This is a genomic window from Halorientalis marina, from assembly GCF_023028345.1.
Lineage (GTDB): Archaea > Halobacteriota > Halobacteria > Halobacteriales > Haloarculaceae > Halorientalis > Halorientalis marina.
This window is the reverse complement of the sequence record NZ_CP095487.1, coordinates 3,108,878-3,134,235: the sequence shown is the minus strand read 5'-3', so window position 1 is coordinate 3,134,235 and position 25,358 is coordinate 3,108,878. Positions and strand designations below refer to the sequence as shown.

General features: G+C 68.5%; 18 protein-coding genes. 4 read left to right on the top strand and 14 right to left on the bottom strand.

Annotated features, from left to right (window positions below; all coding sequences use genetic code 11):
- Positions 1-11 precede the first annotated feature (11 nt).
- Together MUG96_RS16145 and MUG96_RS16140 are read right to left on the bottom strand one after the other, a co-directional pair.
- Positions 12-1,973, bottom strand: coding sequence for an AMP-binding protein (locus tag MUG96_RS16145; protein WP_246984377.1), 1,962 nt, complete (start codon positions 1,971-1,973; stop codon positions 12-14).
- Between the two features lie 98 nt (positions 1,974-2,071).
- Positions 2,072-2,902 carry a crotonase/enoyl-CoA hydratase family protein gene (locus MUG96_RS16140; RefSeq protein ID WP_246984375.1) on the bottom strand — a complete coding sequence of 277 codons (831 nt, stop codon included), beginning with the start codon at positions 2,900-2,902 and terminating at the stop codon, positions 2,072-2,074.
- Positions 2,903-3,081: 179 nt separating this feature from the next.
- Between MUG96_RS16140 and MUG96_RS16135 the strand changes: the two genes are divergently transcribed.
- Positions 3,082-4,605 carry a class I adenylate-forming enzyme family protein gene (locus MUG96_RS16135; RefSeq protein ID WP_246984373.1) on the top strand — a complete coding sequence of 508 codons (1,524 nt, stop codon included), beginning with the start codon at positions 3,082-3,084 and terminating at the stop codon, positions 4,603-4,605.
- Positions 4,606-4,782: 177 nt separating this feature from the next.
- The gene (locus MUG96_RS16130) at positions 4,783-6,012 is read left to right on the top strand and encodes an MFS transporter (protein ID WP_246984371.1); all 1,230 of its coding nucleotides are present in this window, start codon (positions 4,783-4,785) and stop codon (positions 6,010-6,012) included.
- A 30-nt stretch (positions 6,013-6,042) separates the two neighbouring features.
- On the opposite strand, the gene MUG96_RS16125 is transcribed toward MUG96_RS16130, so the two are convergent.
- The 12 genes from MUG96_RS16125 to MUG96_RS16070 form a co-directional block, all read right to left on the bottom strand.
- Positions 6,043-6,216 (bottom strand): hypothetical protein, encoded by a 174-nt coding sequence (locus MUG96_RS16125; RefSeq protein WP_246984369.1) that lies wholly within the window; start codon positions 6,214-6,216, stop codon positions 6,043-6,045.
- Between the two features lie 50 nt (positions 6,217-6,266).
- Positions 6,267-7,613, bottom strand: a complete 1,347-nt coding sequence (locus MUG96_RS16120; RefSeq protein ID WP_246984367.1) for a HEAT repeat domain-containing protein — start codon at positions 7,611-7,613, stop codon at positions 6,267-6,269.
- Positions 7,614-7,721: 108 nt separating this feature from the next.
- Entirely contained in the window at positions 7,722-8,504 is a 783-nt protein-coding gene (locus MUG96_RS16115) for a polymer-forming cytoskeletal protein (RefSeq protein ID WP_246984366.1), read from the bottom strand.
- Between the two features lie 2 nt (positions 8,505-8,506).
- Positions 8,507-9,433 carry a hypothetical protein gene (locus MUG96_RS16110; RefSeq protein ID WP_246984364.1) on the bottom strand — a complete coding sequence of 309 codons (927 nt, stop codon included), beginning with the start codon at positions 9,431-9,433 and terminating at the stop codon, positions 8,507-8,509.
- Positions 9,434-9,436: 3 nt separating this feature from the next.
- Positions 9,437-11,086, bottom strand: coding sequence for a hypothetical protein (locus MUG96_RS16105; RefSeq protein WP_246984362.1), 1,650 nt, complete (start codon positions 11,084-11,086; stop codon positions 9,437-9,439).
- Between the two features lie 565 nt (positions 11,087-11,651).
- Positions 11,652-12,755 carry a carbon-nitrogen hydrolase family protein gene (locus MUG96_RS16100; protein ID WP_246984360.1) on the bottom strand — a complete coding sequence of 368 codons (1,104 nt, stop codon included), beginning with the start codon at positions 12,753-12,755 and terminating at the stop codon, positions 11,652-11,654.
- 109 nt (positions 12,756-12,864) lie between these two features.
- The gene (locus MUG96_RS16095) at positions 12,865-13,569 is read right to left on the bottom strand and encodes a hypothetical protein (protein WP_246984358.1); all 705 of its coding nucleotides are present in this window, start codon (positions 13,567-13,569) and stop codon (positions 12,865-12,867) included.
- 286 nt (positions 13,570-13,855) lie between these two features.
- Positions 13,856-14,482, bottom strand: coding sequence for a DUF7978 family protein (locus MUG96_RS16090; protein WP_246984356.1), 627 nt, complete (start codon positions 14,480-14,482; stop codon positions 13,856-13,858).
- Positions 14,483-14,560: 78 nt separating this feature from the next.
- Positions 14,561-17,827: a carbamoyl-phosphate synthase large subunit gene (gene carB, locus MUG96_RS16085; protein WP_246984354.1), complete on the bottom strand. Its 3,267-nt coding sequence runs from the start codon at positions 17,825-17,827 to the stop codon at positions 14,561-14,563.
- Positions 17,828-17,952: 125 nt separating this feature from the next.
- A complete protein-coding gene (locus MUG96_RS16080) occupies positions 17,953-19,653 on the bottom strand; it encodes a flippase activity-associated protein Agl23 (RefSeq protein WP_246984352.1) in 1,701 nt (566 codons plus the stop codon).
- Between the two features lie 4 nt (positions 19,654-19,657).
- Positions 19,658-20,452: a phosphatase PAP2 family protein gene (locus MUG96_RS16075; protein ID WP_246984350.1), complete on the bottom strand. Its 795-nt coding sequence runs from the start codon at positions 20,450-20,452 to the stop codon at positions 19,658-19,660.
- 4 nt (positions 20,453-20,456) lie between these two features.
- Positions 20,457-22,247: an ABC transporter substrate-binding protein gene (locus MUG96_RS16070; protein WP_246984348.1), complete on the bottom strand. Its 1,791-nt coding sequence runs from the start codon at positions 22,245-22,247 to the stop codon at positions 20,457-20,459.
- 121 nt (positions 22,248-22,368) lie between these two features.
- On the opposite strand from MUG96_RS16070, the gene MUG96_RS16065 reads away from it, so the two are divergent.
- Positions 22,369-23,748, top strand: coding sequence for an aryl-sulfate sulfotransferase (locus MUG96_RS16065; protein WP_246984347.1), 1,380 nt, complete (start codon positions 22,369-22,371; stop codon positions 23,746-23,748).
- A gap of 2 nt (positions 23,749-23,750) precedes the next feature.
- On the top strand, positions 23,751-25,358 hold the full coding sequence (locus tag MUG96_RS16060) for a glycosyltransferase family 39 protein (protein WP_246984345.1): 1,608 nt from the start codon (positions 23,751-23,753) through the stop codon (positions 25,356-25,358).

The following is a 25,358-nucleotide window of genomic DNA, read 5'->3' as shown; positions in this document are numbered from 1 at the left end:
CTCTCGGCACCCTACTTTTCTCGCTGCGGGAACTCCTCCAGCGCGTGGGCGTCGCTGAGCGTCGAGACGTTCCCGGCGGGCTGGCCGCGATAGACGGCCTCGATGACGCCGCGCGGAATCTTCCCGGTCTGGGTCCGCGGGAGCGCGGGGACGACGTGGACCGCTGCCGGGCGGTACGGCGCTCCGAGGTCCGTCGCGACGCGCTCGCGGACGCTCTCTGCCAGTTCGTCGTCGCTCTCGCCGCCCTCCCCGCCTCCGCCGCCATCGCCGCCGTCGAGGCGCGTGACGAACGCGACCGGCACCTCGCCTTTCACGTCGTGGGGGACCGGGACGACCGACGCCTCCTCGACCGCCGGGTGGCCCGCGATGACCTCCTCGATTTCGGGTGCGGTCACCCGGCGCCCGGCGACGTTCATGGTGTCGTCGGCCCGGCCGGTGATGTACCAGCAGCCGTCGGCGTCGCGCTCGGCCCAGTCGTTCTGGTTCCAGACGCCCTCGAACTCCCGCCAGTACTCGTCGAGGTAGCGCTCGTCGCCCGCGGTCAGGCTGTTGGTCATCCCCGGGATGGGCTGTTCGATGACGAGATACCCCTCGTTGGCCGGCTCGCCGTTTTCGTCGTAGATGTTCGCCGCGACGCCCGGCGCCGGCCCGGCCAGCGTCGCCGGCTTCAGCGGCGTCAGGGGCGTCGGCACGAGGATGGCGCCGGCCAGCTCCGTCCCGCCCGAGGCGTTGATGACCGGCACCTCGCCGCCGCCGACTTCCTCGAAGAACCACTGCCAGCCGTCCTCGTCCCACGGCTCGCCCGTCGAGCCGATGGCTCTGAGACTACTGAGGTCGTAGTCCTCGCTTGGCGTCTCGTTCGACTGGCGCAGTCCGCGGGCACCGCTCGGCGAGATGCCGAACGCGGTGACCTCGTGTTCTTCGATGGCCCGCCAGACGCGGTCGCCGCTGGGGTGGTCGGGTGCGCCCTCCAGGAGAAGCGTCGTCGCGCCCAGGGCCGGCGCGCCGGCGAGCATCCAGACCGGGACGATGATCCAGCCGAAGTCGGTGACCCACGCGAGCGTGTCGCCCTCGTCGAGGTTGAAGTGGTAGCGCACCTCCTTGTTCCCCATCACCAGCAGCGAGGCGTGGGTGTGGATGGTCCCCTTCGGCGCGCCGGTCGTCCCCGAACTGTAGGCGAGGAAGGAGGGGTCGCCCGAATCCATCACGGCCGTCTCCGCGTCCGTGCCGTAGCCGTCGACGAACCCCGCCCAGTCGTGGGTCGTCGCGTCAGAGACGGGCGTGTCGAGCCCGACGTGGTCCCGGACGACGATGTCGGTGACCGATTCGGCGCCGGCGACCGCGTCGTCGAGTTTGGCGAGGAGGTCGACCGTCTCGCCGCCGCGGACGTAGCCGTCGGCCGCGACCACGAGTTCCGCGCCGGCGTCGTCCAGGCGGAGGCCCATCGCGTCGGCGCCGTAGCCCGGGAAGACCATCGTGAACGCCGCGCCGATCCGCAGGGCGGCGAGACAGGCCGCGAACCCGTCGGGGTGCATCGGGAACGTGACGCCGACCACGTCGCCACGCTCGACCCCGTGGTCACGCATGGCGTTTGCCAGCCGGTTCGTGCGGGCCGCGAGGTCGGCGTAGGTGACCGTCGCCTCGCGTCCGTTCTCGTCTTCCCAGACGTAGACCGCTCTGTCCGGTGTCCGCTCGACCCACTGGTCCAGGATCGTCTCGACGGCGTTGAGCCGCCCGCCAGTGTACCAGTCCGCGAACTCGACGCCGTCGCTCGTGTCGACCACCGCGTCGTAGTCCTCGCGCCAGACGACGCCCGTGTCCTCGGCCGCCGCGCCCCAGAACCGCGCGAGATCGGCCTCGGTCTCCGGAATCAGGTCGTCGGCGCCGTCGTAGTCGTACTCGTCGATGAACTGTGCGAGGTTACTCTCGGTCTCGTGGTATTCGCTCGGCTCCCAGACGAACTCGTCGGCCATGCCCCCAACAGCGGGAGGGGCGCTGGTAAAGCTATGGGCGTCCACGTCGGGGTCCGTGGCCCGACTCTCCGGCGGTCGTGTCGCTGGTCCCGACCGCGTCAGTCGAACAGTTCGCCGCGGTCCCGCTCGGCGACGGCCTGCTTGAACCCGACCTCCTCGCACCGCTCCTTGAACGCGACGCCTTCGGGCGTGTGGCGGGCCATGCCGTCGAAGACGGTCGCGAACATCTGGGTCGATTCGAGCCCCATGTTCTCGTAGGCCTGGTTGACGGCGAGTTTCTGCATCATCAACTGGTTGCGTGGGACGCCGGCGATGCGCTGGGCGAGTTCGTCGACCCGGTCGTCCAGTCGCTCGCCGGGGACGGCCTCCCAGACCAGCCCCATCTCGGCGGCCTCGCTGCCGTCGACGAGATCGCCGGTGAACAGCATCCGTTTCGCCCCTGCAGGGCCGAGCCGGTAGACCCACATCATCGTCGTCGGACAGCCCCAGACCCGCGCCGGCGGGTAGCCGATGGGGGCGTCCTCGTCCACGACGATCAGGTCGGCACACAACGCGATGTCGCTTCCCCCTGCGACAGCCGGCCCGTTCACCTTGCAAACGACGGGCGTGTAGCTGTGCCAGAGGCTCATGAAGTCCTCCGTGTTCGACTTCATCAACCGATAGTCCTGCATCGGGTCCCAGGGCATCTCCTGACTGCCCTCGGTGGGCCGTGGCGCCTCCGCGTATCTCTCGAGGTCGTAGCCCGAACAGAAGGCGTCACCCGCCCCCGTGAGGACGATGACGTGCACGTCGTCGTCCGCGTCGGCCCGTTCGACGGCCTCGCGCAGGTCGCCGGGCATCTCGCCGTCGATGGCGTTGTACCGCTCGGGCCGGTCCAGCGTCAGCGTCGCGATCCGTCCGTCGCGCTCGTATCGCACCGTGTCACTCATACACGTGGGGCAGCGGGCCCGGGCTTGAATCTATCGCTGTGGTCAGCCACTGACCAGCCGGACGGGTGGTCGCTCCCGGACGGATTCTGCCGGCGGAAACCGACGGTAGCCGTCGGTACGCACCCGTTGCCGGCCACCACGAACGTTTATGTGTCACATGGTGTCACGTATATTGGACGATGAACGTCACAGTTAGATTCGGACACCGGATGGAACAGATGGGCGAGGAGACGGCCATCGTCGGGGGAGACGAGCGGACCGAAACGTACGCGGACCTGTTACGCCAGACTCGCCAGGTCGCGGCGTGGCTCGACGAGCGCGGTCTCGGCACGGGCGACTGCGTCGCGGTCTACCTGCCCGACACCCCCTCGTACGTGCCGGTCGTCCTCGGCATCTGGCACGCGGGCGCTATCGCCAGCCCGATCAACACGCGGTTCGGCCTCGAAGAACTCGAATACACCCTGTCGGACCTGGAGCCGGCGGCCCTGCTCGGGTCGGACGTCTTCCAGAACAACGTCGCCGATCTCCGCGAGCGGATCGACGGCCTCGACGACGAGACGACCCTCCTCGTCGACCAGGCGGGGGCGTTCGTCGCCGAGGAGTTACCAGCCGCAGAGGAAGCGCCCGGGATCGCCCGGCGGCTCGACGACGATCCGGCAGTCGTGATGTACACCTCGGGGACGACCGGCCACCCGAAAGGCGTCGTCCAGACGCATCGGAACGTCGACGCACAGCTGGACGTCAACGTCACTCACTTCGATATCAGTGACGAGGACGTCACCGTCTCGGCCGTCCCGCTGTTTCACGTCGGCGGCCTCTACGGCGGCGCACTGCCCGCGATGCTCGAGGGGGCGAAACTCGTCGTCCCCGGGCAGTGGGATGCAGCGCTGTGGGCCCGCCTCGTCGAGGAACACAACGGCACCTTCTCCGGGCTCATCCCGACGATGATGCTGGACGCGCTGAACACCGAGGCAGCCGTCGAACGAGACACCTCGTCGCTGGAGACCGTCGTCTACGGCGGCTCACCTGCCACCGAGGACACGCTGTCGGCCTTCGAGGAGACGTTCGGCGTCGACAGCCTGCGCAACTACTACGGGCAGACCGAGAACACGGGGCTGAGCGTCACCTACGACGCCGACACCGAACGCCGGCCCGGACTGTCGGGGCGGCCGGTCCACGCCGTCGACTACCGCATCGTCGACGTGACGGCCGACGATCTCGTCGACGTAGCGACGGGCGAGGAGGGGGAACTACTGTTGCGTGGCGACATCATCACGCCGGGCTACTGGGACCAGTCACTGAACGCCGACTACTTCACCGACGGCTGGCTGCACACCGACGACGTGTTCCGCGAGGACGAGGACGGCCTGCTGTACTACGTCGACCGCGTCGACGACATGATCCTCTCCGGCGGCGAGAACGTCGCCCCCAGCGAGGTCGAGAACGCGCTCCAGGACCACCCCGACATCGAGGCCGTCGCCGTCTTCGGTACCGACCACGAGCGCCTGGGTGAGACCGTCACCGCTGCCATCGTCTCTGCGGATCCCGATCTCACTGCCGACGGCGTCGAAGAGTGGTGGCGCGAGAACGCGGCTCTCGCCGGGTACAAGCGCCCTCGCCGCGTCGACTTCGTCGAGGAGTTCCCCCGGACGGCGACCCAGAAGATCGACAAGGTAACGCTGAAAGATCGCGTCACCGACTGAGCGGGCCCGACTTCCCGCCGAGACGGGGTCGCGTTCGAGAAATCGAGACCGGGCCTGCCCGAGGGTCGGTGTCCCTGCTGTGCGTGGTTCGGTATCCCTCGCCATCGGCCGTGACCGATTCCGGGCGGTAGTGGCAACGTTTGAGTGGCCGGGCCGGGAGCCTCCGGTAGCAATCGCATGGATCGTTCGGAACTCCCGCTGTCAGGCTGGGGATTCGTCGCCGCTGCCGCCCTCGCGATGGGGACGGCCGGCATCTATCAGTTCGGCTGGTCCTCGATCCGCCTCCCGGTCGGCGCGCGACTGGGCGTCGCCGAGCCCGCGCTGGGGACGGTGTTCACGCTGTTCGTCGTCTTCCAGACGCTCGGCCAGTTCCCCGCCGGGTGGGTCCGGGACCGGTACGGCCCCCGACTCCCGCTTCTGGTCGGGGCCGCGTGCATGGCCGGTGGGTTCGGACTCGTCGCGGTCGCCGACTCGCTGCCCGTCGTGTACGCCGCCTACATCCTCGGTGGCGTCGGCGTCAGCAGCACGTACACGGTCGCCGTGAACACGGCCGTCAAGTGGTTCAGCGCGCGCCGTGGCCTGGCCTCCGGGATCGTCACGATGGCCTACAGCGGCCTCAGTTTCGCCGCGATTCCCGTGATCCGGGGACAGATCGAAACGGGCTTCCAGGCGACGCTGCTCGTCCTCGCGGTGCTGGCCGGGCTGGCGTCGCTGCTGGCCGCAGTCGTGCTCCGTGACCCGGAGAGGGCCGATACTGACGATCCCACGACGGACACCGCGACCGACCGGGCCTGGGGCTGGCGCCAGGCCATCCGTACGTGGCAGTTCTGGCTGCTCTATCTCGTGTTCGTGCTGGTCAACGGCGTCGGCCTGATGCTCATCGGCAAGATCGTCTCCTTCGCTGGCGTGCTCTCCTTCCCCGAATCGATCGCGACGGCGAGTGCCTCCGTCGTCGCCCTCGCCGACGCCGGCGGGGTCCTGCTCGGGGGAAGCCTCTCGGATCGGCTGGGTCGGCGCCGAACCACCGCCGGCTCCCTGCTCTGCTGTGGCCTGGCGCTGGCGGGGGCCGTGTTTCTCGGCCAGCGCGGCCACCCACTCGGCTTCCTCGGCCTGATCGCCGCCGCGGCGCTGTTCCGGAGCCCGCCGTTTTCCGTCTTCCCGGCGATGGTCGGTGAGTTCTACGGGAAACGGTACTCCTCCGAGAACTACGCCGCACTGTACACCGGGAAACTGTTCGGCGGGGTGTTCGGCGGGACGGTCGCCAGCGCACTGGTGGTCTCACTCGGCTGGTCGGAGTCGTTCCTGCTCGGTGCTGGCGCGGTGATGCTCGCGGGCGTTCTCCTCCTCTTTCTCCGCCCCGTCGAGACCGCCAGCGAGTCCGCGACGAACGCGGCGTCGGAGGCCTGACTGCGTGCAGCCGACGGCGACGCGACCGCACTAACCGATAAAGTAAATTTCGAACGACTCCGTCAGCGTCTCCAAGACGGCCACTGTTTTGTCCCCCCGGTACCGCTGCCACCCGGTTATCTTCCCGGGACCGCTCGTTGCCTCATCCTGAACCGCGTCGGTTTCGTCGCCACCCTTCTCGACTTGACCGAGGTGGAAAATCACCGTCCGTCGGAACTCCGGAACGTCGCGACCGAACTCCCAATCAGCCGCCTTCAGAGAGCGTTCATCGCGGTCGTGGCGACGCGGTCGTTCGTGTCGATGCGGAGCCGTTCGAGGACAGACTCCGCCTCGGGGTCCTCGAGATCGGCACAGACCTCGCAGACGGCGACGCGAACCGCCGGATCGTCGGCCCGCGAACAGGCCGCGAGCGTCTTGACGACGGCCTCGGGCGGGCTGTCTGACGGGACCGCTTCGCCCAGTTCCCGGACCGTCTCCGGATCGGGCGGCTCCGCCCGGAGGCTATCGAGGAGGGGGTCGATCTCGTCGGATACTCCATCCGCGGCTGTCTCGTCGTCCCCAGTGCCTTCGTCGTCCGACGCGACTGTTGCTTCCCCGGTGGTCGTGGTCGCGTCCGTGGTCGCGCCCCCAGACTCGGCCTGGTCCGACGGACTCGGGTCGCTGTTCTCGGCCGGGCCGTTCTCAGTTGCCGGGGCCGCGGTCGCAGTACTCGGCGTGTCGGCCGCCGTCGACGCCGCGGATGGCGTCGGATCGTCGCCCGGCCGGTCCCGACTGGCTTCGCCGGCGGCCGTCCTCGAACTCGACGCCTGCGGTGACTGCTCCGCGGCAGCGGGGGACGCCGACGACGCGGTGGTGTCAGCGCCCGCCGATTCCCGCGTTCCGCCACCGCTTTCCGTCGGTTCCGGAGCCACCGCACCGGGCTGGCCGACGGCGGTACGCCCGGTCGCGCCGAAGAACAGTGCTGCGCCGAGGACGGCCAGACTGGCGAGCTGCAGGAGCGCGAGGATCGGCTGGACGTCGAAGACGGAGCTGTTCGGGACGGCGACGGTGAACGCCGTCGTGGTCGCCAGCGACAGGAGGAGCATGATCGCGGCGTACCCCATCGTGACGCCCCACGCGACTTTCGAGCGCGTCCGCGTCCAGTACCACAGTCCAACGGGGACGACGCCGTTGGTCAGGCCGCCGATCACGAACTGCCCGCCGAAACCGTACGCCAGTAGGTTCGTGTCGACGAGCAGCCAGAGAACCGTGAGCGCGTAGAGGCCCGCGAACGCGAGGAGTGACTGCCTGAATCGCCGGTATTTCGATAGCGATCCTGCCGAGGCCGTCGCGGCCGCCGCTCCGCCCGCTGGGGCGGTCGCCTGCTGGCGGTCCGTCGTCTCCGCGCTGGTCGCCGACTGCGTTTCAGTGTCCGGTCGCTTTCCTGTCGCCCCCGCCGTCGTCCCCGCGTTCGTGTTCGCGCGTGAGGGCGTCGCCGAGCGAGACTCCTCGTCGCTGTTGGCGAACCCGGCGAGTTTCATCGTGATCCTGATCGGGAGTTTGACCAGCCAGACCGTGCCCATCACGAGTTTCTTGAGGAGCTTCAGCGCGAGGAAGAACACGGCCGGTCACCTCCCGTATCGCTGGCGTTGGTCGACCGACGCGGCGTCGGCGCTATTCCCCGGTTCGACGCGTCCGTTTCGGGGTGTGGTGTCTCCGTTCGCATCGGTCTAGATGTCGGGGTACTGTGACTCGTCGACGCCGAGCGTTTCGAGGATCTCCGTCGCCGGTGGCATGTCCTCGCTCGATGTCGCACCGACGACGTCGTCGAGGATGTCTTCGAGTTCCTCGAGACGGTCCGTCACCGCTTCGAGGTTGAGTATCCGCGGCGAAAGCGAGAGGTACGTCGACCCCTCGACCTCGACGATGTCGCCCTCGTCCATCTGCGGGAGTGCAGCCTCACCGGTGTCGAGCTCGCCCAGACCAGTGACGACGACGGGCGTCGCGAACTGGATCTCGCCCTCGACGGCCGCCTGCGGGAGCACGATCGACAGCTGCGCCAGCTTCGTCTCGCCGTACGACTTGAACGTGTAACAGAGCGTGTTCTCCGCGACGAACTTCCGCTCGGCGGTGACGAGGCCGATCACGATACAGTCCTCGAGGATCACGTCGGTGCCGACGACGTTCCCGTAGACGACGGAGTCGGTCAGGCGGACCCGCTGGCCGGTCACAGTCCCGTAGACGGTCGCGCCATCGGCGAGGATCTTCCCGTCGGAACCGACCTCGCCGTGGACCGTGGCGTCCTCGAACTCGGCACCCTCGGAGGCCATGACCGACCCGTCGACGGTGCCGCTCTGCACTTCGACGGTCTCACCGTAGACGCTCCCCTGGACCGTCGCACCGGCCTTGATCTTGACCGGCCGACCGAGTTCGGCCTTCACCGTCGGGGTGATTTTGCCGTCGTATGTCTCGTCCTGCTCGACGACGGCGCGTGTCTTCTCGATCGAGGCCACGGTCAGTCACCCCCCTCGACGGCCACGTCGATCTGGCCCGGGATCGCGCCCTCGACGGCGCTCCCGTAGGAGACCAGCGGCCGGTCGTCGGTGACGTTCCGGGTGGCGAGCGCCTGCCGGACCGATCCGCCCGTCATCGTCTGGCTCTGGGCCCGGTTGAGCTCCGTCCGCGAGATCAATTCGTCCATGCCGGGGAGCGTCCGAAGACCGGCATTCCCGTCGTCGTCCGCCTCGACGATCGACGGCCCGATGACGTGGGTCTCGGTCGCCCCGCCGCGCTCGACGGTCACGGCGTAGTAGGGCAACTGGACGCGACCGGGGTCGCCGGTCCCGTCGCCGACGTCTGCACGGACGTTCTCGATCCGGTCGACCAGTTGCTCCTGTCGCTGGACGAAGTCGTGAATGTCGGTGACGACGTCGCCGGTCCGCGATTCGACCTGCTCGCGCCGGTCTTCCTCGACGGCGGCGTTGTGGGCCTGGAGGGAGGCCCAGGCCGACGTGACGTGCTCGACGAACGGCGACTCGATACCGTCCTCGAACTCCCGCTCGTCGACCTCGAAGATGTGCGATCCGAGGTCGCGGATGCGACTGGCCGCCTTCTCGTCGAGTTCCTCGTGTTTCCGCTCGTAGCGCTCCGCGATCCGGTCGAGGCTCTCGTCGAGTTCCGACTCTTCGATCTCGATGCGTTCGTTTTCGGCCTCGAGCTGCGGGACGATCGACTGCACCTCGACGACGTGTTCCATCATCTTCAGCTCCGCCTGGGCCTGGATGTTCTCGTGGATCGCGTCCCTGATCGAGTCCGCCGCCTCCGTGACCGCGGTGTGGACCTTTCGGACCTCGCCTTTCACCTCCTCGACGGTCACCAGCAGGTCGCCGATCGTCTCGTGGATCTTGCTGAGGATCGGATGGAGATCGTCGTTGCCCGTCATCGGTTACTTCCCCCTCCGGTCGGGTTTGTGCTGATTCGTCGCCTCGATCGTCTGGATGACGCCCTTGTCCCGTTTTGCCTGGCGCGCGTCACTGACCTGTGCTCTGTGGGCCGCCTGTTCCTGTTCGAACTCGGCGCGTTCGTCCGCGCGGTCCTGTTCGAACTCGGCGCGTTCGTCCGCGCGCTGCTCCTGATACGCGATCAACTCACGCTGGAACTGCCGTTCCTCCTCACGCATCGTCTCCGCTTTCTCCTTCGCTTCTTTTTCGGCCTCGTCGATGCGGTCCTGCACGATGTCTCTGGTCTCTTCGAGGATCTCTTCGGTCTCCTCGTCGATCTCCTCGAAGGCCTCGGTCACGTTGTCGCGGAACTGCTCTTTTTTGCGCTCGTTGAGCCGCTCGTACTCGACCATCAACTCGCCGATCCGGTCGACGATCCCCTCCTTGGCCTTGGCCTCCGTCTGGAGGTCGCGGATGCGGGCGCGGACGTCCTTGATCCGCTCTTCTGCCGTCCGAATCTCCTCGCGGCGCTGTTCGAACTCGCGTTCCTCGAGTTCGGCCTTCTGGTCCTCGATGGACTCGTAGATCTCCCGGCGCTGGTCGTCTTTCTCGATCCAGAGCTGTTCGGTCATCTCGAGGACGATGTCGTCGCGGATCCGGTGGCGCGGGACGCCGTTGCCGGGCTCGAAGTTCGACCGGCAGGTCTCACAGTACCACTGGCTGTCCGAGCCCCGGACCTCGAGCCGGGACTCGATGTCGTCGTCGATGCAGTCGGGGCAGTAGAAGTGATACGACACCTGCCCGAAGGTGTCCCCGACTGTTCCGATGTGGTCGTTGAGGAGGCCGATCGCGGTCTCCTGCAGTCCCGAGAGCTCGCTGGCGAGTTCGCGGCTCTGCTCGCTCACGTTCAGCAGGACCGACTCGCCGTGGTCCTCGTCGGCCATCTCCTCGAACTCGTCGAAGGCGTCGACCTGCTCGTGAGCGTCGTTCATCGACACTGAGACGCCACCAGCGTCGATGGGGTCGGCCCTCGCCTCCGGGACGAGGCGTGAGAGCGTCTCCATCGCCGGATCGTCACCCTCGATCACCGGTGCGTCGATCTCGTGAGTAGCAGCGTCGTCGAGTGCCGACTCGAGGTCCGAGAGCGAGTCGACGAACGATTCCTCGACGTCCCCCTCCCGTTCGAGGACGACCGGGAACTCCCGGATCGATTCGAGTTCGCGTTGAACCGCCGCTGCCTGCTCGGGGTCCTCCAGCAACTCGAGGGTAAACTGCCGGCGCTCGATCGTGTCTGTCGCGTCGAACACCACCGTGCCGTTCCGGTCCGGAATCATGTAGCCCGTCCAGTAGCCCTTCTCGACCGATTGCACGGACACGTCCGGTTCCTGGCGCCGGCTGTAGGCGACGCCCCCGCCGGCGATGGCGACCCCGAGGACGAGGAGACCGGCTCCGAGCCCCGGACTGTTCGTCGCCAGCAGTCCTATGCCCAGTACGGCGGCGCCAGCACCGACTGCGCCCGCCCGTTTGATGTTCGTCCACTGCTTGTCGAGGTGATCGGAAAGGTGGTCCCCGATCACCTCGTGAACCGCCAGTGCCCGTGCCTCCTGTTCGTCCACAGGAGACCCGCCGTCGAAGACGACAGATGCCAATCGCATGACAGAGGGAAGACACTTGGAAACGAAATATAATTTGCGTGTATTTCGGATATTCACGCTGAGGAGTAATTATAAAACGCCCCGCTCGAACGCCGCAGCGCCCGAGCGGACGGGGCGACCGCTGGTGCCCATTCCATCGGAGGTTCACTTGTAGCAGCCCGCACATCTTTAATCGATGCTAGGGAAGGAATCACCCTCTATATCCAACAGTTGCTGAATCAGCAGGTCAGAGTACTATCTGACTGTCTCGTGCAAGACGGAACGCATGTATGCACCACGTCGCAGGCCGAGGATCGGAATCGTCTGACTCGTACAGTACAGACCACCTTTTTCCCGCTCGGGTTGCGGCTTCGCCGCAATCACTCGCGGCGAAAACGTCCCCAGAAATCGGAGATTTCTGGTGGGCTGCACGAGAGCTGCGCTCTCGTGAACGTGGGCGAAAAAGGCTGAACCCGAGCGAAGCGAGGGTTCGGAGAACCGCGCCTCGCGTTGCTCGGTGCGGGTGCTGGCGTTCAGTTGGCACGCACACTGAGGAGTGTCCTCGAATCGAATGGGTCCGCCCCGCTCAGTCTCCACGCACCGCCTCCGCAATCTCTTCGACGGCTTCGAGGGACACGTCGTGCGCCTCGGCGATTTCTTGCGTGCGGGCCGCCGAGAGCCGCCCGTTCGTCTTCGCCGCGCTCGCGCCGTCCCCCCGTCGGACCGCCGGCTCCAGCGTCTCGTCGCTGATTTCCAGACTCACGGCGTCCCACCGGGTGTAGTGACCCATCGCGTCGAAGTAGGCCTTCGTGGCGCGGCGCTCGTCGCGCTCGAAGTCGGCGGTGAGCAGTCCCTCCTCGCCGACGAGCGGGCCGGCCTTCACGATGCCGGCGGGGTTGATGAGCATGCTCCCGCCGGCGGCGACGTTGAAGCCGAGTTCCTCCTGGGAGAACTCCTCGGGGATGTCGTCGCTCATGTACGCCGAGCAGGCGGCGACGTAGGACTGCGTCTCGAAGGCGTACTCCCGCATCGCGGGGTAGATGTCGCAGGTGTCCATCGCCTCGCTCGACTCCGCGCGGGTCTTGTCGCCGGGGTGGCCGTCCTGCTCCCAGAAGCCCGGCCAGACGGCGGCGTGGATCTCCTCGCCCATCGCCGTCAGCGCGGCCTTCGAGAGCGTCATGTGGTTCTCGTAGCAGATCAGGCCGCCGAGCGTCCCGATGTCCGTGTCGTAGGTCGCCAGGCTGGATGGGTCGCCACGGCCCCAGATGGCCCGCTCCTCGTGGGTGGGCATCAGCTTCCGGTGGCGGCCGACGAGGTCGCCGGTCCGGTCGAAGTAGAAAATCGAGTTGTAGAGCGTGTCGCTGCCCCGGCGGTCGCTCACCTCGTTGGTCCCGAGCGCGAGGTGGACGCCGGCCTCTTCGACGGCCTCGCCCAGGATTTCGACGGCCTCGTCGTCGACGTGCAGGCTGTTTTTCTGGAGGTCGACCATCAGGTCGGTCCAGCGCGGGATGGAGACGCTCCCGCGCCAGTAGGGGTAGCCCGGGAAGTACGTCTCGGGGAAGACGACGAGGTCCGCGCCCGCGTCGCCCGCCCGCTCGACGTACTCGCAGGTCTTGTCCAGCGTCCCCTCCTTGTCGTGATAGACCGGTTCGATCTGTGCCGCCGCGAGCGTGAACGATTCACGTGGCATACTACTACCCCTAGCGGCCACGGACTAACCGTTTTCCCGGGACGGACCGCGCGCTGACCGTCGACAGCGCGCCAGGCACCTGAGAAGGCGTGGTGATGCTGATCGCGGCTCAGTCCCTGTCGACCGGCCGCCCCCGGTACGTGACCGTGAACTCCTCGTCGTCGCCGGCCGTGTCGTCGGTCCCGCCGTCGGTCCCGGACGCGTCGTTGCTCCCCTCCTCGGTCGTGGGATCGTCGGCCGTGTTCTCACCGTCCGAATCGGTGTTCCGTTCGACCGGTCGACCGCGGTACATCACGCGGCTCGCAGTGTCACCGTCGTCGATCGCTTCCGGGTCCTCGGTCTGTCGCTCGGCGACGAACTCGGTCGTGCGTTCGAGCAGCTCCGCGTCGGTCTTCCGGTGAACCCAGCAGTGATACGCGCTCCGCGGCGTTCTGAGGACGAGCCTGTGTTTGCGGAACCCGGTGCTGTACCGGATCTCTGCGACCGACTCGTGTGGAATCTCGATCGTCTCGTCGCCGTCCCGCTGGCCGACGAGACAGAGCGTCCGCCGCCCGGTCACGAGTACCACGGTTCTGTACTCCCCGTCGGGCGTGACGGTGTTGCTCTTGACACCGCGTCCGACGCCCCGTTTCCCGTTGGTCAGGACGTAGACCGGCGCTTCCGTCTCGGCGAGGTACGTCACCGGCGGCTCGTTGAGCGGCTCGGCCCGCGAGAACCTCCCCTCCCGCCCGGCCAGCACGGACATCGTTACTGATTCGTCGGACGCCATCTCCGCGAGCGTGAATGCCCTGTCGGCGATATCCGGGTCCGTCATCGCTCCCCGGGGCGCGTCGCGTCGACAGTCGTCGGGTGGTTCATGTTACAACTGTTTGGTTGGTAGGATATTATACTTACGAACGTTTTACTGCTACCTCATTTAACTCCTATTATAATACTTTCCGCCCCTCTAGCTTGGACAATATATGATATCTCGATCATCGGTGTCGGTATTTGCAGTTCGGGCCGGGGGACTCGGCACTCACGGCGCCTGCGGGTGAGTTTCGCCGCTCCTGGCACTGACCGCTCGGCGGGCGAAACGCGTGTGAAATCGGTTCCAGCGGTTAGAACGCGCCCGCCTGTTTCCCGCCGCCGTCCTGTGCGTTCGCGAGCACCGCGCCGACCGCGCCGAGTACGAGGGGGTAGACCAGGCCCGCGATGACGACGGCGGTCGCGAGTTCCGGGCCGACTGCCAGTTCGGCTCCCAGTATGTCCCCGGAGGCCTCGAAGAGGAACGCCCCGAGCAATCCGAGGACGATGTATCCGGTGACGAGTGTCGCCCCGACGGCAGCCACCTGCGGCGTCTCCAGGCGGCTGGTATCCGCCCGCTGGTAGGCGACGTAGCCGGCACCGAGCAAGACGACGACCGGGACGAGGAAGTAGACGAACTGTGGGACGGTACTGCCCAGTCCGGAGACCCCCTGCTCGAAGAGGTCGACCGTCTCGGACCGCGACCCGAGGTCCGACGACGCCGTCGCCTCGATCCGAGCGTTGTGAGCGGCGTAGAACACCCAGCCGACCGCCTTCCAGGTCGACACACTGCCGGACGTCTCGACCCCGTCGACGACGGTCAAAAGGAACGTGAGGACGTACCCGGTGACGTAGGCGCCGGCACCGACGAGCGCGCCGCTCGCGAGGTTCCGCTGGACCACGTCACCGATGCTGTCGGACTGCCGGCTCAGGCCAGCCATACGAACACGTCCCCCGACAGGGGTAAATATCGACCGGTTTCGGGTCGAAACCGAGTGCCGTCCCCCGACCGTGACGGCCTACCGGCCCCACTCGCGGTTGTCCTTCGGACGGGCGGCGATGTCCTGGACGTTCAGCGGCTGGTCGGCGGACTCGATGGCTTCGAGCGCCGCCTCCGCGCTCTCGCGGGTCGAGAAGTACGTCGTGGTCTCCGTGACGCAGGTCTCCAGTAGCTCGCGGTTGCGCGAAAGGACGATGTCGATATCGCCGTCGGAGACGGCCTGTTTGGCCGCCTCGACGTCCTCGAAGTCGTCCTCCAGATTCAGCGTCTCGAAGTCCTCCTCGAAGCCGATGACCGGGAGGTCGACGATGGCCGTCCCCTCCAGGGGGATGGGCTTGCCGACGGCCATCTGGGCCTTCTGGTACGCTTTCCCGAAGGAGCCGGCCGTGCCCATGACCTCGCCGGTGGACTTCATCTCGGGGCCGAGACGGGGGTCACTGCCCGGCAGCCGGTCGAAGGGCAACACGACCTCCTTGACGCTGACCTGGTCCGGGATGTGTTCCTGTACGTCGAGGTCCGCGAGGTCCGCGCCGGCCATGACCTTCGCGGCGATCTTCGCCAGCGGGACGCCAGTCGTCTTCGCGATGAACGGCACCGTACGGGAGGAGCGAGGGTTCGCCTCCAGCACGTAGACGGTGCCGTCGCGAACGGCCAACTGGACGTTCAGCAGGCCCTCCGTCTCGAGGGCCTCCGCGATGTCCTCGGCGACCTCGCGGATGCGCGGCATCACCTCCTTGATATCCTGGGAGCGGGGCGGGATCATACACGCGGAGTCCCCGGAGTGGACGCCCGCGGTCTCGACGTGTTCCATCACGCCGCCGATGAGTACCTCGTCCTCGTCGGCCACGGCGTCGACGTCCAGTTCGACGGCGTCCGCGAGGAAGTCGTCGATGAGGATCGGCTTGTCCGGGCTGACCCTGACGGCCTCCTCGATGTAGGTCTTCAGGTCGTCGTCGTTGTAGACCACGTCCATCGCGCGGCCACCGAGCACGTAGCTCGGGCGCACCAGCACGGGATAGCCGATGTCGCGAGCGATCTCCAGGGCCTCCTGCTCGGAGGTCGCTGTCCCTCCCTCGGCCTGCTCGATACCGAGGTCGTCCATCAGTTGATTGAAGCGGTCGCGGTCCTCCGCGAGGTCCATCGCCTCGACGGACGTACCCATAATCTCACAGTCGAGACCGCGGCGCTCGATCTCGTCTTCGAGCGGTTCGCCGATGTCGACCGACGTTTGCCCACCGAACTGGACCATCACGCCGTCGGCGTTCGTCGACTCGATCACGTCCGCCACTTCCTCGGCGGTGATGGGCTCGAAAAAGAGGCCGTCGGAGGTGTCGTAGTCCGTCGACACCGTCTCGGGGTTGTTGTTGACGACGTGGGCGTCGATGCCCACCTCCTCCAGCGCGCGGACGGCGTGGACCGAACAGTAGTCGAACTCCACGCCCTGCCCGATACGGATGGGGCCCCCGCCGACCACGACGACGCTCTCGACGTCGGTGTCGACCTGGACCTCGTCGGCCGCCGCCGCACCGAAGTTTTGCGGTTCGCGCGACGAGTAGTAGTACGGCGTCGAGGCGGCGAACTCGCCGGCACAGGTGTCGACCTGTTTGAACACGCGGCCGGTGGTTTCGGCCTCGACCTCGCTGACGGTCACGCCGGCCCCGACGGCGCCACCGTCCGCCTGCACCTCCTCGCTGTCGACCGTGTTCGACTCGTCGCGCCCGGGCAGCCAGGAGGCGTGGGTGTCGTTGAACTCCCCGCCGGCGATGGCGGTGATCTCCTGGTCGGTGAAGCCCACGTCGCCGGCGATCTCGAAGTCGCCGTCCTGGGCGGCCTCGGCGGCGTCGGCGATCCACTGGAAGCGTTCGAGGTACCACTCGCGGATCTCGGTCAGGTCGTTGATCTCCTCGACGGTGAAGCCACGGCGGAACGCCTCGAAGACGGCGTAGGGGCGGTCCGGCGTCGGGCGTTCGAGGTAGTCCTCTGTGAGTTCCTCGTCGTCGACGTCTTCCCAGTCGGCGGCGGGGTCGTACTCGGTCGAGCGCAGGGCCTTCAGCAGCGACTCCTGGAAGGTCCGGCCGATGGACATGGCCTCCCCGGTCGATTTCATCGCCGGCCCGAGCTCGAACTCCACGTCGCGGAACTTGTCCTTGGGCCACCGGGGAATCTTCGTGACCACGTAGTCGATTGCCGGCTCGAAGGCCGCGGTGGTCTGTCCCGTGATCTCGTTTTCGATCTCGTGGAGGCGCTTGCCCAGCGCGACCTTCGCGGTGACGCGGGCGATGGGGTAGCCCGTCGCCTTCGAGGCCAGTGCGGAGGAGCGCGAGACACGGGGGTTGACCTCGACGACGCGGTACTCGCCGCCAGGAGAGCCGTCGTCGTGCCACGCGAACTGGATGTTACAGCCGCCCTGGATGCCGAGTTCGCGGATCACCTTGAGCGCCGTGTCGCGCATGGTCTGGTGGCCCTCGTCCGGGATGACCTGCGAGGGCGTGACGACCATGGACTCGCCCGTGTGGATACCCATCGGGTCGAGGTTCTCCATGTTGCAGATGATGATACAGGAGTCGTCGGCGTCGCGCATCACCTCGTACTCCAGTTCGATCCAGCCGTCGATGGACTCCGTGATCATCACGCGGTTGTCACGCGAGAGATTGAGTCCCTGTCGGACGGCCTCTTTGAGTTCGTCCATCTCGCTGATGACGCCCGACCCGGCACCGCCGAGCGTGTACGTGGTGCGCATGATGACGGGGAGGCCGCCGACCTGTTCGACGGCGTCTTCGACCTCGTCCATGCTCTCGATGGTCACCGACTCGGGCACCGGCTCGCCGATCTTCTCCATGCGCTGGCGGAACTGGTCGCGGTCCTCCGTCGCGTAGATGGTGTCGAGCGGCGTCCCCATGATCTCCACGTCGTGCTCCTCGAGGACGCCTTCCTCGGCCAGTTCCGCGGTGACGTTCAGCCCCGTCTGTCCGCCCAGTCCGGCGATGACCCCGTCCGGCTGTTCCTTCCGGATGATCTCGGCGATGGCCTCGGTGTTGATCGGCTCGACGTACACCTTGTCGGCCATCTCCGGGTCCGTCATGATCGTCGCCGGGTTGGAGTTCACCAGGACGACTCGCGCCCCTTCCTCCTGGAGTGCCCGGCAGGCCTGTGCCCCCGAGTAGTCGAACTCGGCGGCCTGCCCGATCTTGATAGGGCCGCTGCCGATGAGCAGAATCGTCCTGTCCTCCGACGCCGCGTCGGGCGCTCCCGCGTCCGCCGCGTCGTCCGTAGCTCCGTCTGTCATCACCCGGTTCGAGTTCGCACATCGTAATAAACCCGGCGAAAGATTGCGATGCTCGTAGTCCGGTTTCGAAATTCGTATTCTGCCGGGACGGCGCCGGGCGCGGTCGCGCACGGGCGAGAGCGTCGTCAGCCCGTCCGGTTCCGGACGAAAACGAGGACCGTCCGCCCCTCGAACTCCCGTTCGAAGCCGAGCACCGAGAGGGTTCTGTTCTCGGCTCGCAGGAGCAGCGACTCCTCGTGGACACGGTGGTCCGGGAGGCGGTCACGCAGGACGCGCTCGTGGTTCGGCCCGGCGACGACGACCGGCGGCGCGTCGGGCCCGACCGTCCGCGGGTCGGGCGCGCTCGCGACATCTAACCGTGCCGCTTCCGTGTACCAGGGCAGGGGAAGCCGGTCGTACCACGCCGCGGCCGCGGGCGGCGCGTCGTTCTCGCGCTCGTCCGCGACCGCCAGCCGCCCGACGTAGAGCACGTCCGGACCGCTGGTTCCCCCGGTCGCCGCGACGGCCTCGGCCATCGCCGCGTTCAGGTCCGACCCCGGCTGTGCGCCCTGCGCGAGGAGGTTGAACTCGTGTGGCCCCGCCCGATAGCTCGTCTCGGCCGTGACGACCGCGACCTGCAGCCCGGCCAGGAGGAGCAGGGTCGCCAGCGCGACCGCCACGGCCCGCTCGCGGTCGGCGCGCGCCCGTCGGAAGCGTCGACCGACGGCCGCCAAGCCCACGGCCGCCGGTACCGCCAGCGCGACGACGACGTGGACGGCCAGCCAGGGCGCGAAGATGTCCGCGACGAAGGGGTACCCCGCGGCGCTCGACAGCCCCCACCAGCCACAGAACGCCACCAGTGCGCGCCCGCGCCCGCTGACGAGACCCGCCGCGGCGAGGACGACCAGCGGCCCCGCCCCGGCCGCGAGCACCGCCGCGTAGTAGCCGAGATAGAGGAGATAGGGGTGCGCGCGCATCTCCCCGGCCAGCCACACGTCGGCGACCTTCGCGGCGGAGCCGACCGTCGCTTCCCGGACCACGGCCGGCAACAGCGCCGGGTCCCCGACGGCGTTCCACAGGCCGACGCCGCCGGCCGTCCCCGACCGCGGCGCGTAGAAGCCGACGAGAACGACGACCGCGAGCGCCAGCGACGCCAGGAGGTGGCCTCGCCACCCCCACAGCCCGCGGCCGAGCGCCCGGAGTCGCTCGCGGAGGGTGCTCGCCCGATCGTCGGCCGGCATGGTCCGGTACCACCACGCCGCGACGAGCGTCAGCGCGCCCGCCCAGGAGAGGGGGTAGAGGACGACGTTCTCCTTCGCCGTGGCCGCAAGCGCGAACGCGAGCGCGCCGGCGTACACCCACCGGACGCGACCGGTGTCGAGCGCTCGCAGGCCACAGCCGAGGGCGACGAAGGCGAAGGCCGCGAGCACCACGTCACTGCGCATGAACCGCGAGAAGTGGACGAGAAGGGGGTTCGCGGCGAGGGCGACCGCCAGCGCGACGAGTTCGTCGTCGGCCAGCCGCGTGCGATAGAGGAGCGCGGCGAGGGGGAGCAGTCCGCCGACGAGCGCGACGACGGTCCGCATCGTGTAGGGGTTCGGGCCGACCGTCTCGATCACGAGCCGGGTCGTGTGCTGGACGAAGGGGCCGTGGATGATCGGCCGATAGGCCCAGTCCCCGGTCGCGCTCGTCCGGAGAATCCAGTAGCCGACGCGGGCCTCGTCCCAGTGGACCGCGCGCACGCCGAGGGCGAGCAGGCGAACCAGGAGCGCGGCGAGCGCCACGGCGATGACGAGACGGGTGCTCCCGATCCGGGCGAACGCCGACGGTCGGTCGGACACAGCCATGGTCTCAGTCGAACCGTGCTGTGAGGAAGCGGGCCCCGGCCACGCTCGCGACCCCAAGGGCCGCCCCCGCGACCACGTCGACCGCCCAGTGGATGCCGAGATACATCGTGGAGACGGCGACGGCCGCTCCGAGCGGGGCGGCGAGGGACAGCCAGCGGGGATAGAGGTCGCGCCACAGGACCGCCAGTCCGACGACGGTGATGGCGAGGGAACTGTGCAGGGACGGGAAGACGTTGGTGTTGTGGTTCACCCGACTGGTCAACAGCTGTGACTCGGGCCAGCTCGTGTACAGGAGCGGTTGGACCAGCTCCGGGATGAAGTTCCGGGGGCCGTACGCGATGAAGAGGACGTAACACGCCAGCCCGCCGACGTAGTTCAGGGCGTACGCGATGGCCGTCGTCCGGAGCGGCGTCGGGTCATCGGCGGCCAGGTACGCGACCAGCGGGAAGATCAGCAGGAAGACGTAGCCGTACACGTAGATCACCGAGAAGGCGGCGGTGAGCGGGGGCGACGCCACGGACTGGAGGGCCGCGACGAACGGCCCCTCCACGGCGTAAATATTGCCCGTGATGTTGATGCCGACGAGCCACGAGAGGTCGACACCGGCGTCGCGAACGGCCCCGTTCACGACGAGGACCGCGCCGAGCCCGCCCAGGGGGACGCCAGTCTGCCGGAGCCTGGCCGGCAGGGACCCCCACGTCTCACGGAGGCGTCGCGGGCCGACGATCAGCAGCGCCGTGGCCCCGACGAGCGCGGCGACGATGGCGACCAGCCGAGCGACGACTTGGAGCAGTCCCACGGTATCACCGGACCACCAGTCTGTCGTCGCTGTAGTTGTAGCCCGCCGCGCGGAACGCCTCCCGGGCACGGGCCGCGTCGAGCTCGCCCTCGGAGCCGAAGAAGGGCGTCACCGGGTCGGCGTCCTCGAAGGTGAGATCGGCGGGCGCCCAGTCCGTCTCGGCGAGCAACGTCGTCGCTGGTCGGGCGTATCCCTCGAAAACCGTCTCGACCAGCTGTGCTTTGTCGATGAGGTGTCCCAGCCCGTTCCGGAACCGCGGGTTCGTCAGCGGTTGGCGGCGCGTGTTGTACCCGACGAGGTAGAAGGAGTTGGCTGCCGTGACGAGGAGCTCGAGGTCGGACTCCCGCCCGATGCGGGGGACGGCCCGCGCCCCGAGACTGGAGCCGGTCACGTCGGCCTCCCCGTTCGCGACCTGCTCGACGGCGGCCGCGTCGGACCCGACGACCGAGACGACGAGCCGTTCGAAGTCGGGCCCGTCCCGGACCGGCGTCGGCACGGACGCCGGCCCCTCGTCGTAGAGGAAGTGGTCGTCGAACCGTTCGAGGACGAGCGACTGTTTCGGGGTGTTCCGTACGAACGCGACCGGGCCGCTCCCGACCGCGGGGACGTTGGCCGCGACGAGGGCGTCGGTCACCTGCCCGTTCAGTTCCACGCCGCCGACCCGTGCCACGTCCGTCCGCTCGGTCCAGACGTGTTCCGGCAGTATCGGGACGGTGAACGCCCGCCGTGCCACGGGGCGGATCGCGTCGCCGAACTCGAGCGTGATCGTGCGCGAGTCGATGACGGTCGTCGACTCGACCAGGCTGGCACGACCGTAGAACCGCGGCGTCGGGACCGCGTTCTCACCGGCTTCGAGGCTCGTATCGCGCAGGAAGTCGTAGGTGAACGCCACGTCCCCGGCCGTCAGCGGTTCGTCGTCGTGCCAGGTCAGGTCGGACCGCAGGCGGACCGTGGCCCGCAGGCCGCCGTCGACGGTCCGGAACTCGACGGAATCCGCGAGCCAGGGCGTGAGCCCGGTGTCGGTCCGCTGGCAGAGGGTGTCGTAGAGCAGGCCCGTCACCGTTCCGTGGCTCCGGAACTCGACCGCGAGCGGGTTCAGGTTCTCCGTCACGCGCTGGTTCGTGGTCACGACCCGGAGGTCCTCGGCCGCCTCGTCCGTGTCGTCGTGGCGCTCGACCGCCAGATACCCCAGCGGGGAGTCGAGGTCGACCTCCCGCCAGCCCTCGTAGCGGTCGGTCCGGGCGGTGCGGATGTTCTCCGGCGCGGCGACGACGCTGAACGGTTGCGTCTGTGTGACCATCCCGAGCAGTTCGGTGACGGCCGACTGGCGCGCCTGCCCCTGGACCCGGCGTTGCCGGTCGAGGAGTTCGTCGACCCGGAGGTTCGTGTACCCGAAGGGGTTGCGCCAGCCGAGCGCCGAGACGCCGGTCGAGTGCAGCAGCGAGTGCAGGGCGTCGGGCGTCCGGTCGACCATGGGCACCCGCGCGACGAACACGTCGAACCCCTGGTTCAACAGGACCTGTCGTCGCAGCTCCTCGGTCGCCATCGGCGTGATGTTGGCACCGATGCCGGCGGTCTCGAACCGGGATTCGATATCGCGGGCGATCCGCAGCGAGTAGGGGTCGGCGTCCGGCGGTTCGGTCTTGATGCCGAGCGTCACCCGCCCGGACGGCTGGAGCCCGAAGATGCTCCGGAGTCGGTCGAGACAGCCGGTGGTCGCACCCGCGCCGACGACGGCGGCCGCAGCGAGCGCTTTCCGTCGTGTCGTGGAGGGGTCCGACACCGGAGCAGCCATTGCTGCGTGGTTTCTTCGTCCCACCCATATCTTTTCCGCATCGGAGGATTCGTCTGTTGGCTGGTCTCGCACCCGGAACGAAACAGAACCGATAAACGAGCGGGAGTCACTAACCCGGGCGATGACAAGCCCTCGGGTGTGGCGGGTGGCCTTCGGCGCGACACTGGTCCTGTCCGCGCTGGTCCTCGCGGTCGGGTACGTCGGCGGTGCCGGCTACGAGACGGTCGGGAACGCCTCCGTGGAGCGAGCGATGGCGACGGGCGCGGACGACCAGGTCGTCGGCCCCCGCGAGAACGTCACCGTCGTCACGACCGACTCGAACGTCGTCGTCGGGGACGAGGGTGACGGTCCCCGCGCCCGCGCCGAGATCGTCGCCTTCGCGCCCGACGGGCGCATCCTCTACTACAACGACAGCCACACGCGGTACTGGGACGTGGACCCGGTCCCCGGCGAGCGGCTGACCGTCGAGTTCGTCGCCGCCGACCACCTGAGTCCCGACGCGTGTTCGGGCGAGACCGTCTGCACCCGGAACGTCGTCGAACGGGTCAACCTCTCCACGGGCGAGACGACGCGGCTCTACGACCGCGTCACGCCCGGGAAACACTCGACGCGGTGGCACGACTTCGACCGCGTCGACGAGGACAGCATCGCCGTCGCCGACATCCACCAGGACCGGGTGTTCGTCGTCAACACGACCTCCGAACTGATCGAGTGGTCGTGGGAGGCCGAGACCGACTACGCCCGCCCGTCGGGCGGCCCCTACCCCGACGACTGGACCCACGTCAACGACGTCGAGGTGCTACCTGACGGGCGGCTGATGGCGAGCCTGCGAAACCAGGACCAGGTCGTCTTCCTCGACCGCGAGACCGGCCTGGAGGCGTCCTGGACCCTCGGGACGGACGACGACTACGACACCCTCTACGAACAGCACAACCCCGACTTCCTGCCGGCCGAGAGCGGTCGCCCGTCGGTGCTGGTCGCCGACTCGGAGAACCGGCGGGTCGTCGAGTACGTCCGGACCGGTGACGACTGGGACCGCACCTGGGAGTGGCGGGACAGCCGGCTCCAGTGGCCCCGTGACGCCGACCGACTCCCGAACGGGAACACGCTCGTCACCGACTCGAACGGCGACCGCGTGCTCGAAGTCGACCGCGACGGCGAAGTCGTCTGGAGCGTCGACGTCGGGTTCCCCTACGAGGCCGAACGGCTCGGGAGCGGCCCCGAGAGCGCGGGCGGCCCGAACGCGTCGGCGGCCGGCCTCCAGTCCCGGACCGACGGCGAGGCGGCGGACGGACTGTCGGCACTGGCGAGCGCTCGCGACCTCCTCCCCGCCAAGCTGGTCAACGCCGTCACCTACGTCCTCCCGGGCTGGGTCGGGGGCCTCGAAATTCTGGCACTCGTCGCGTTCGTCCTGACCGCGCTGGCCTGGCCCGTCGTCGAGTACCGCCGTGCCGACTTCGGAATCGACCTCCAGCGACCGTTCCGGGTCCGGCGGGACTGACCATGACCGACGAGCCGCTGACGGCCCGGGATCTGCGCTGGCTCGCGCCCGTCCTGTTCGCGGGGGTCGCCGTCGCCGTGGTCTACCTGGCGACGAACCGGTACCCGGCCTTCGGGGCCGGGCTGTACTTCGCCGTCGTCGAGGAACTGCTCGCCTGTTTCCCCTGTCTCCCGGCCACCATCCCACACTACACGGCCGCGGGCGTGCCCTTCGCGTACCCGCCGGCCGCCTACGTCCTGCTCACGCCGCTTGTCGCCGCCGGCGCCGATCCGATCCTCGTGAGTCGGCTCGTCCCGCCGCTGTGGACGGTGCTGTATCTCGTCCCCGCGTACCTGTTCGCCCGCGACCTGCGGGACTCCCGGGCGGTCGGCGCCGTCGCGGCGCTGTTGATCGCGGTGAACCCGCAGATCCTGCAGTGGCACGTCTCCGCCGGGGGCGTCGTCCGCGGGTTCGCCATGCTGGTCGTCCTGACCGGGCTGTACACCGGCCTTCGCCTGTTCCGGACGGGCGACCGCCGGTGGCTCGCGGCGTCGACGGCCCTGTTCGGCCTCGCCGTGCTGACGCACCCGACCTACAGCCTCTTTTTCGTCACCGGGTACGCCCTCCTGTGGGCGACCGTCGACCGCTCCCTTCGCGGCTTCGGCCGCGGGCTCACGGTCGGCATCGGCGGCGTCCTGCTCGCGTCGCCGTGGTGGCTGTCGGTCGTCGCGACACACGGTCCGACGGTGTTCACCGCGGCCGCGGGGACCCACGGCGGCATCGGCGGCGGGATCGCCCGCCTGCTGGACGCGTCGGGCTGGTCGCTTCTCGTCCTCGCCGGCGGTGCCCTCCTGCTCGCCGCCGGCCACGTCCTCCTGCCGGCCTGGCTACTCGCCAGCGAACTCCTCTTCATCCAGCCACGGTTCGCGTACCTCGTCGGCTCGGTCGTCCTCGCGGTCCTGACGGTCGAACACGCCCTGCCCCGACTCGCGTCGTCGGACCGCGTCGCCGCCGCCGTGGGTCGCGTGGCCGCCACGGTGACCGGGGCCGCGAATCGCGGGAGTGACGGCGGGAACGCTTCGTCGAGCGGGGAGGGAGCGGCGAGCGACGGACGCGGCGTGGTCACCACGCTCGCCCTGGGGTTCCTCCTCGTCGGCGCACTGGTCGGGCCCGCGGTCTTCGCCGCACACGTCACCGTCGGGAGCGACTCGACGACTCCGCAGTTCGTCGACGGTTCCGACCGCGAGGCGATGGCGTGGGCACGGGCGGAGACGGCGCCCGACGCGACGGTCGTCGTCCTGAGCGACGCCGCGGAGTGGTTCCCGCTGTACGCCGACCGGACGATGCTCGTCGGGCCGTGGGGCGTCGAGTGGCGCAGTCAGGACGCCTACGACCGACAGCTCGACACCTTCGTCGAGATATCGGCCTGCGAGACCGTGGAGTGCGTCGACTCGGAACTCGCCGCCGCCGGCGTCGCGCCGGACTACGTCTACGTCCCGACCGACGAGTACACGATCCGTGGTCGACGGCACGCCCCGACCGGGCTCGCGGCCGCGATGGACGGCTCCGCCCGGTACGAACGCGTCTTCGAGAACGACGGTGTCGCCGTCTTCCGGCGGACCAGCGGCTGA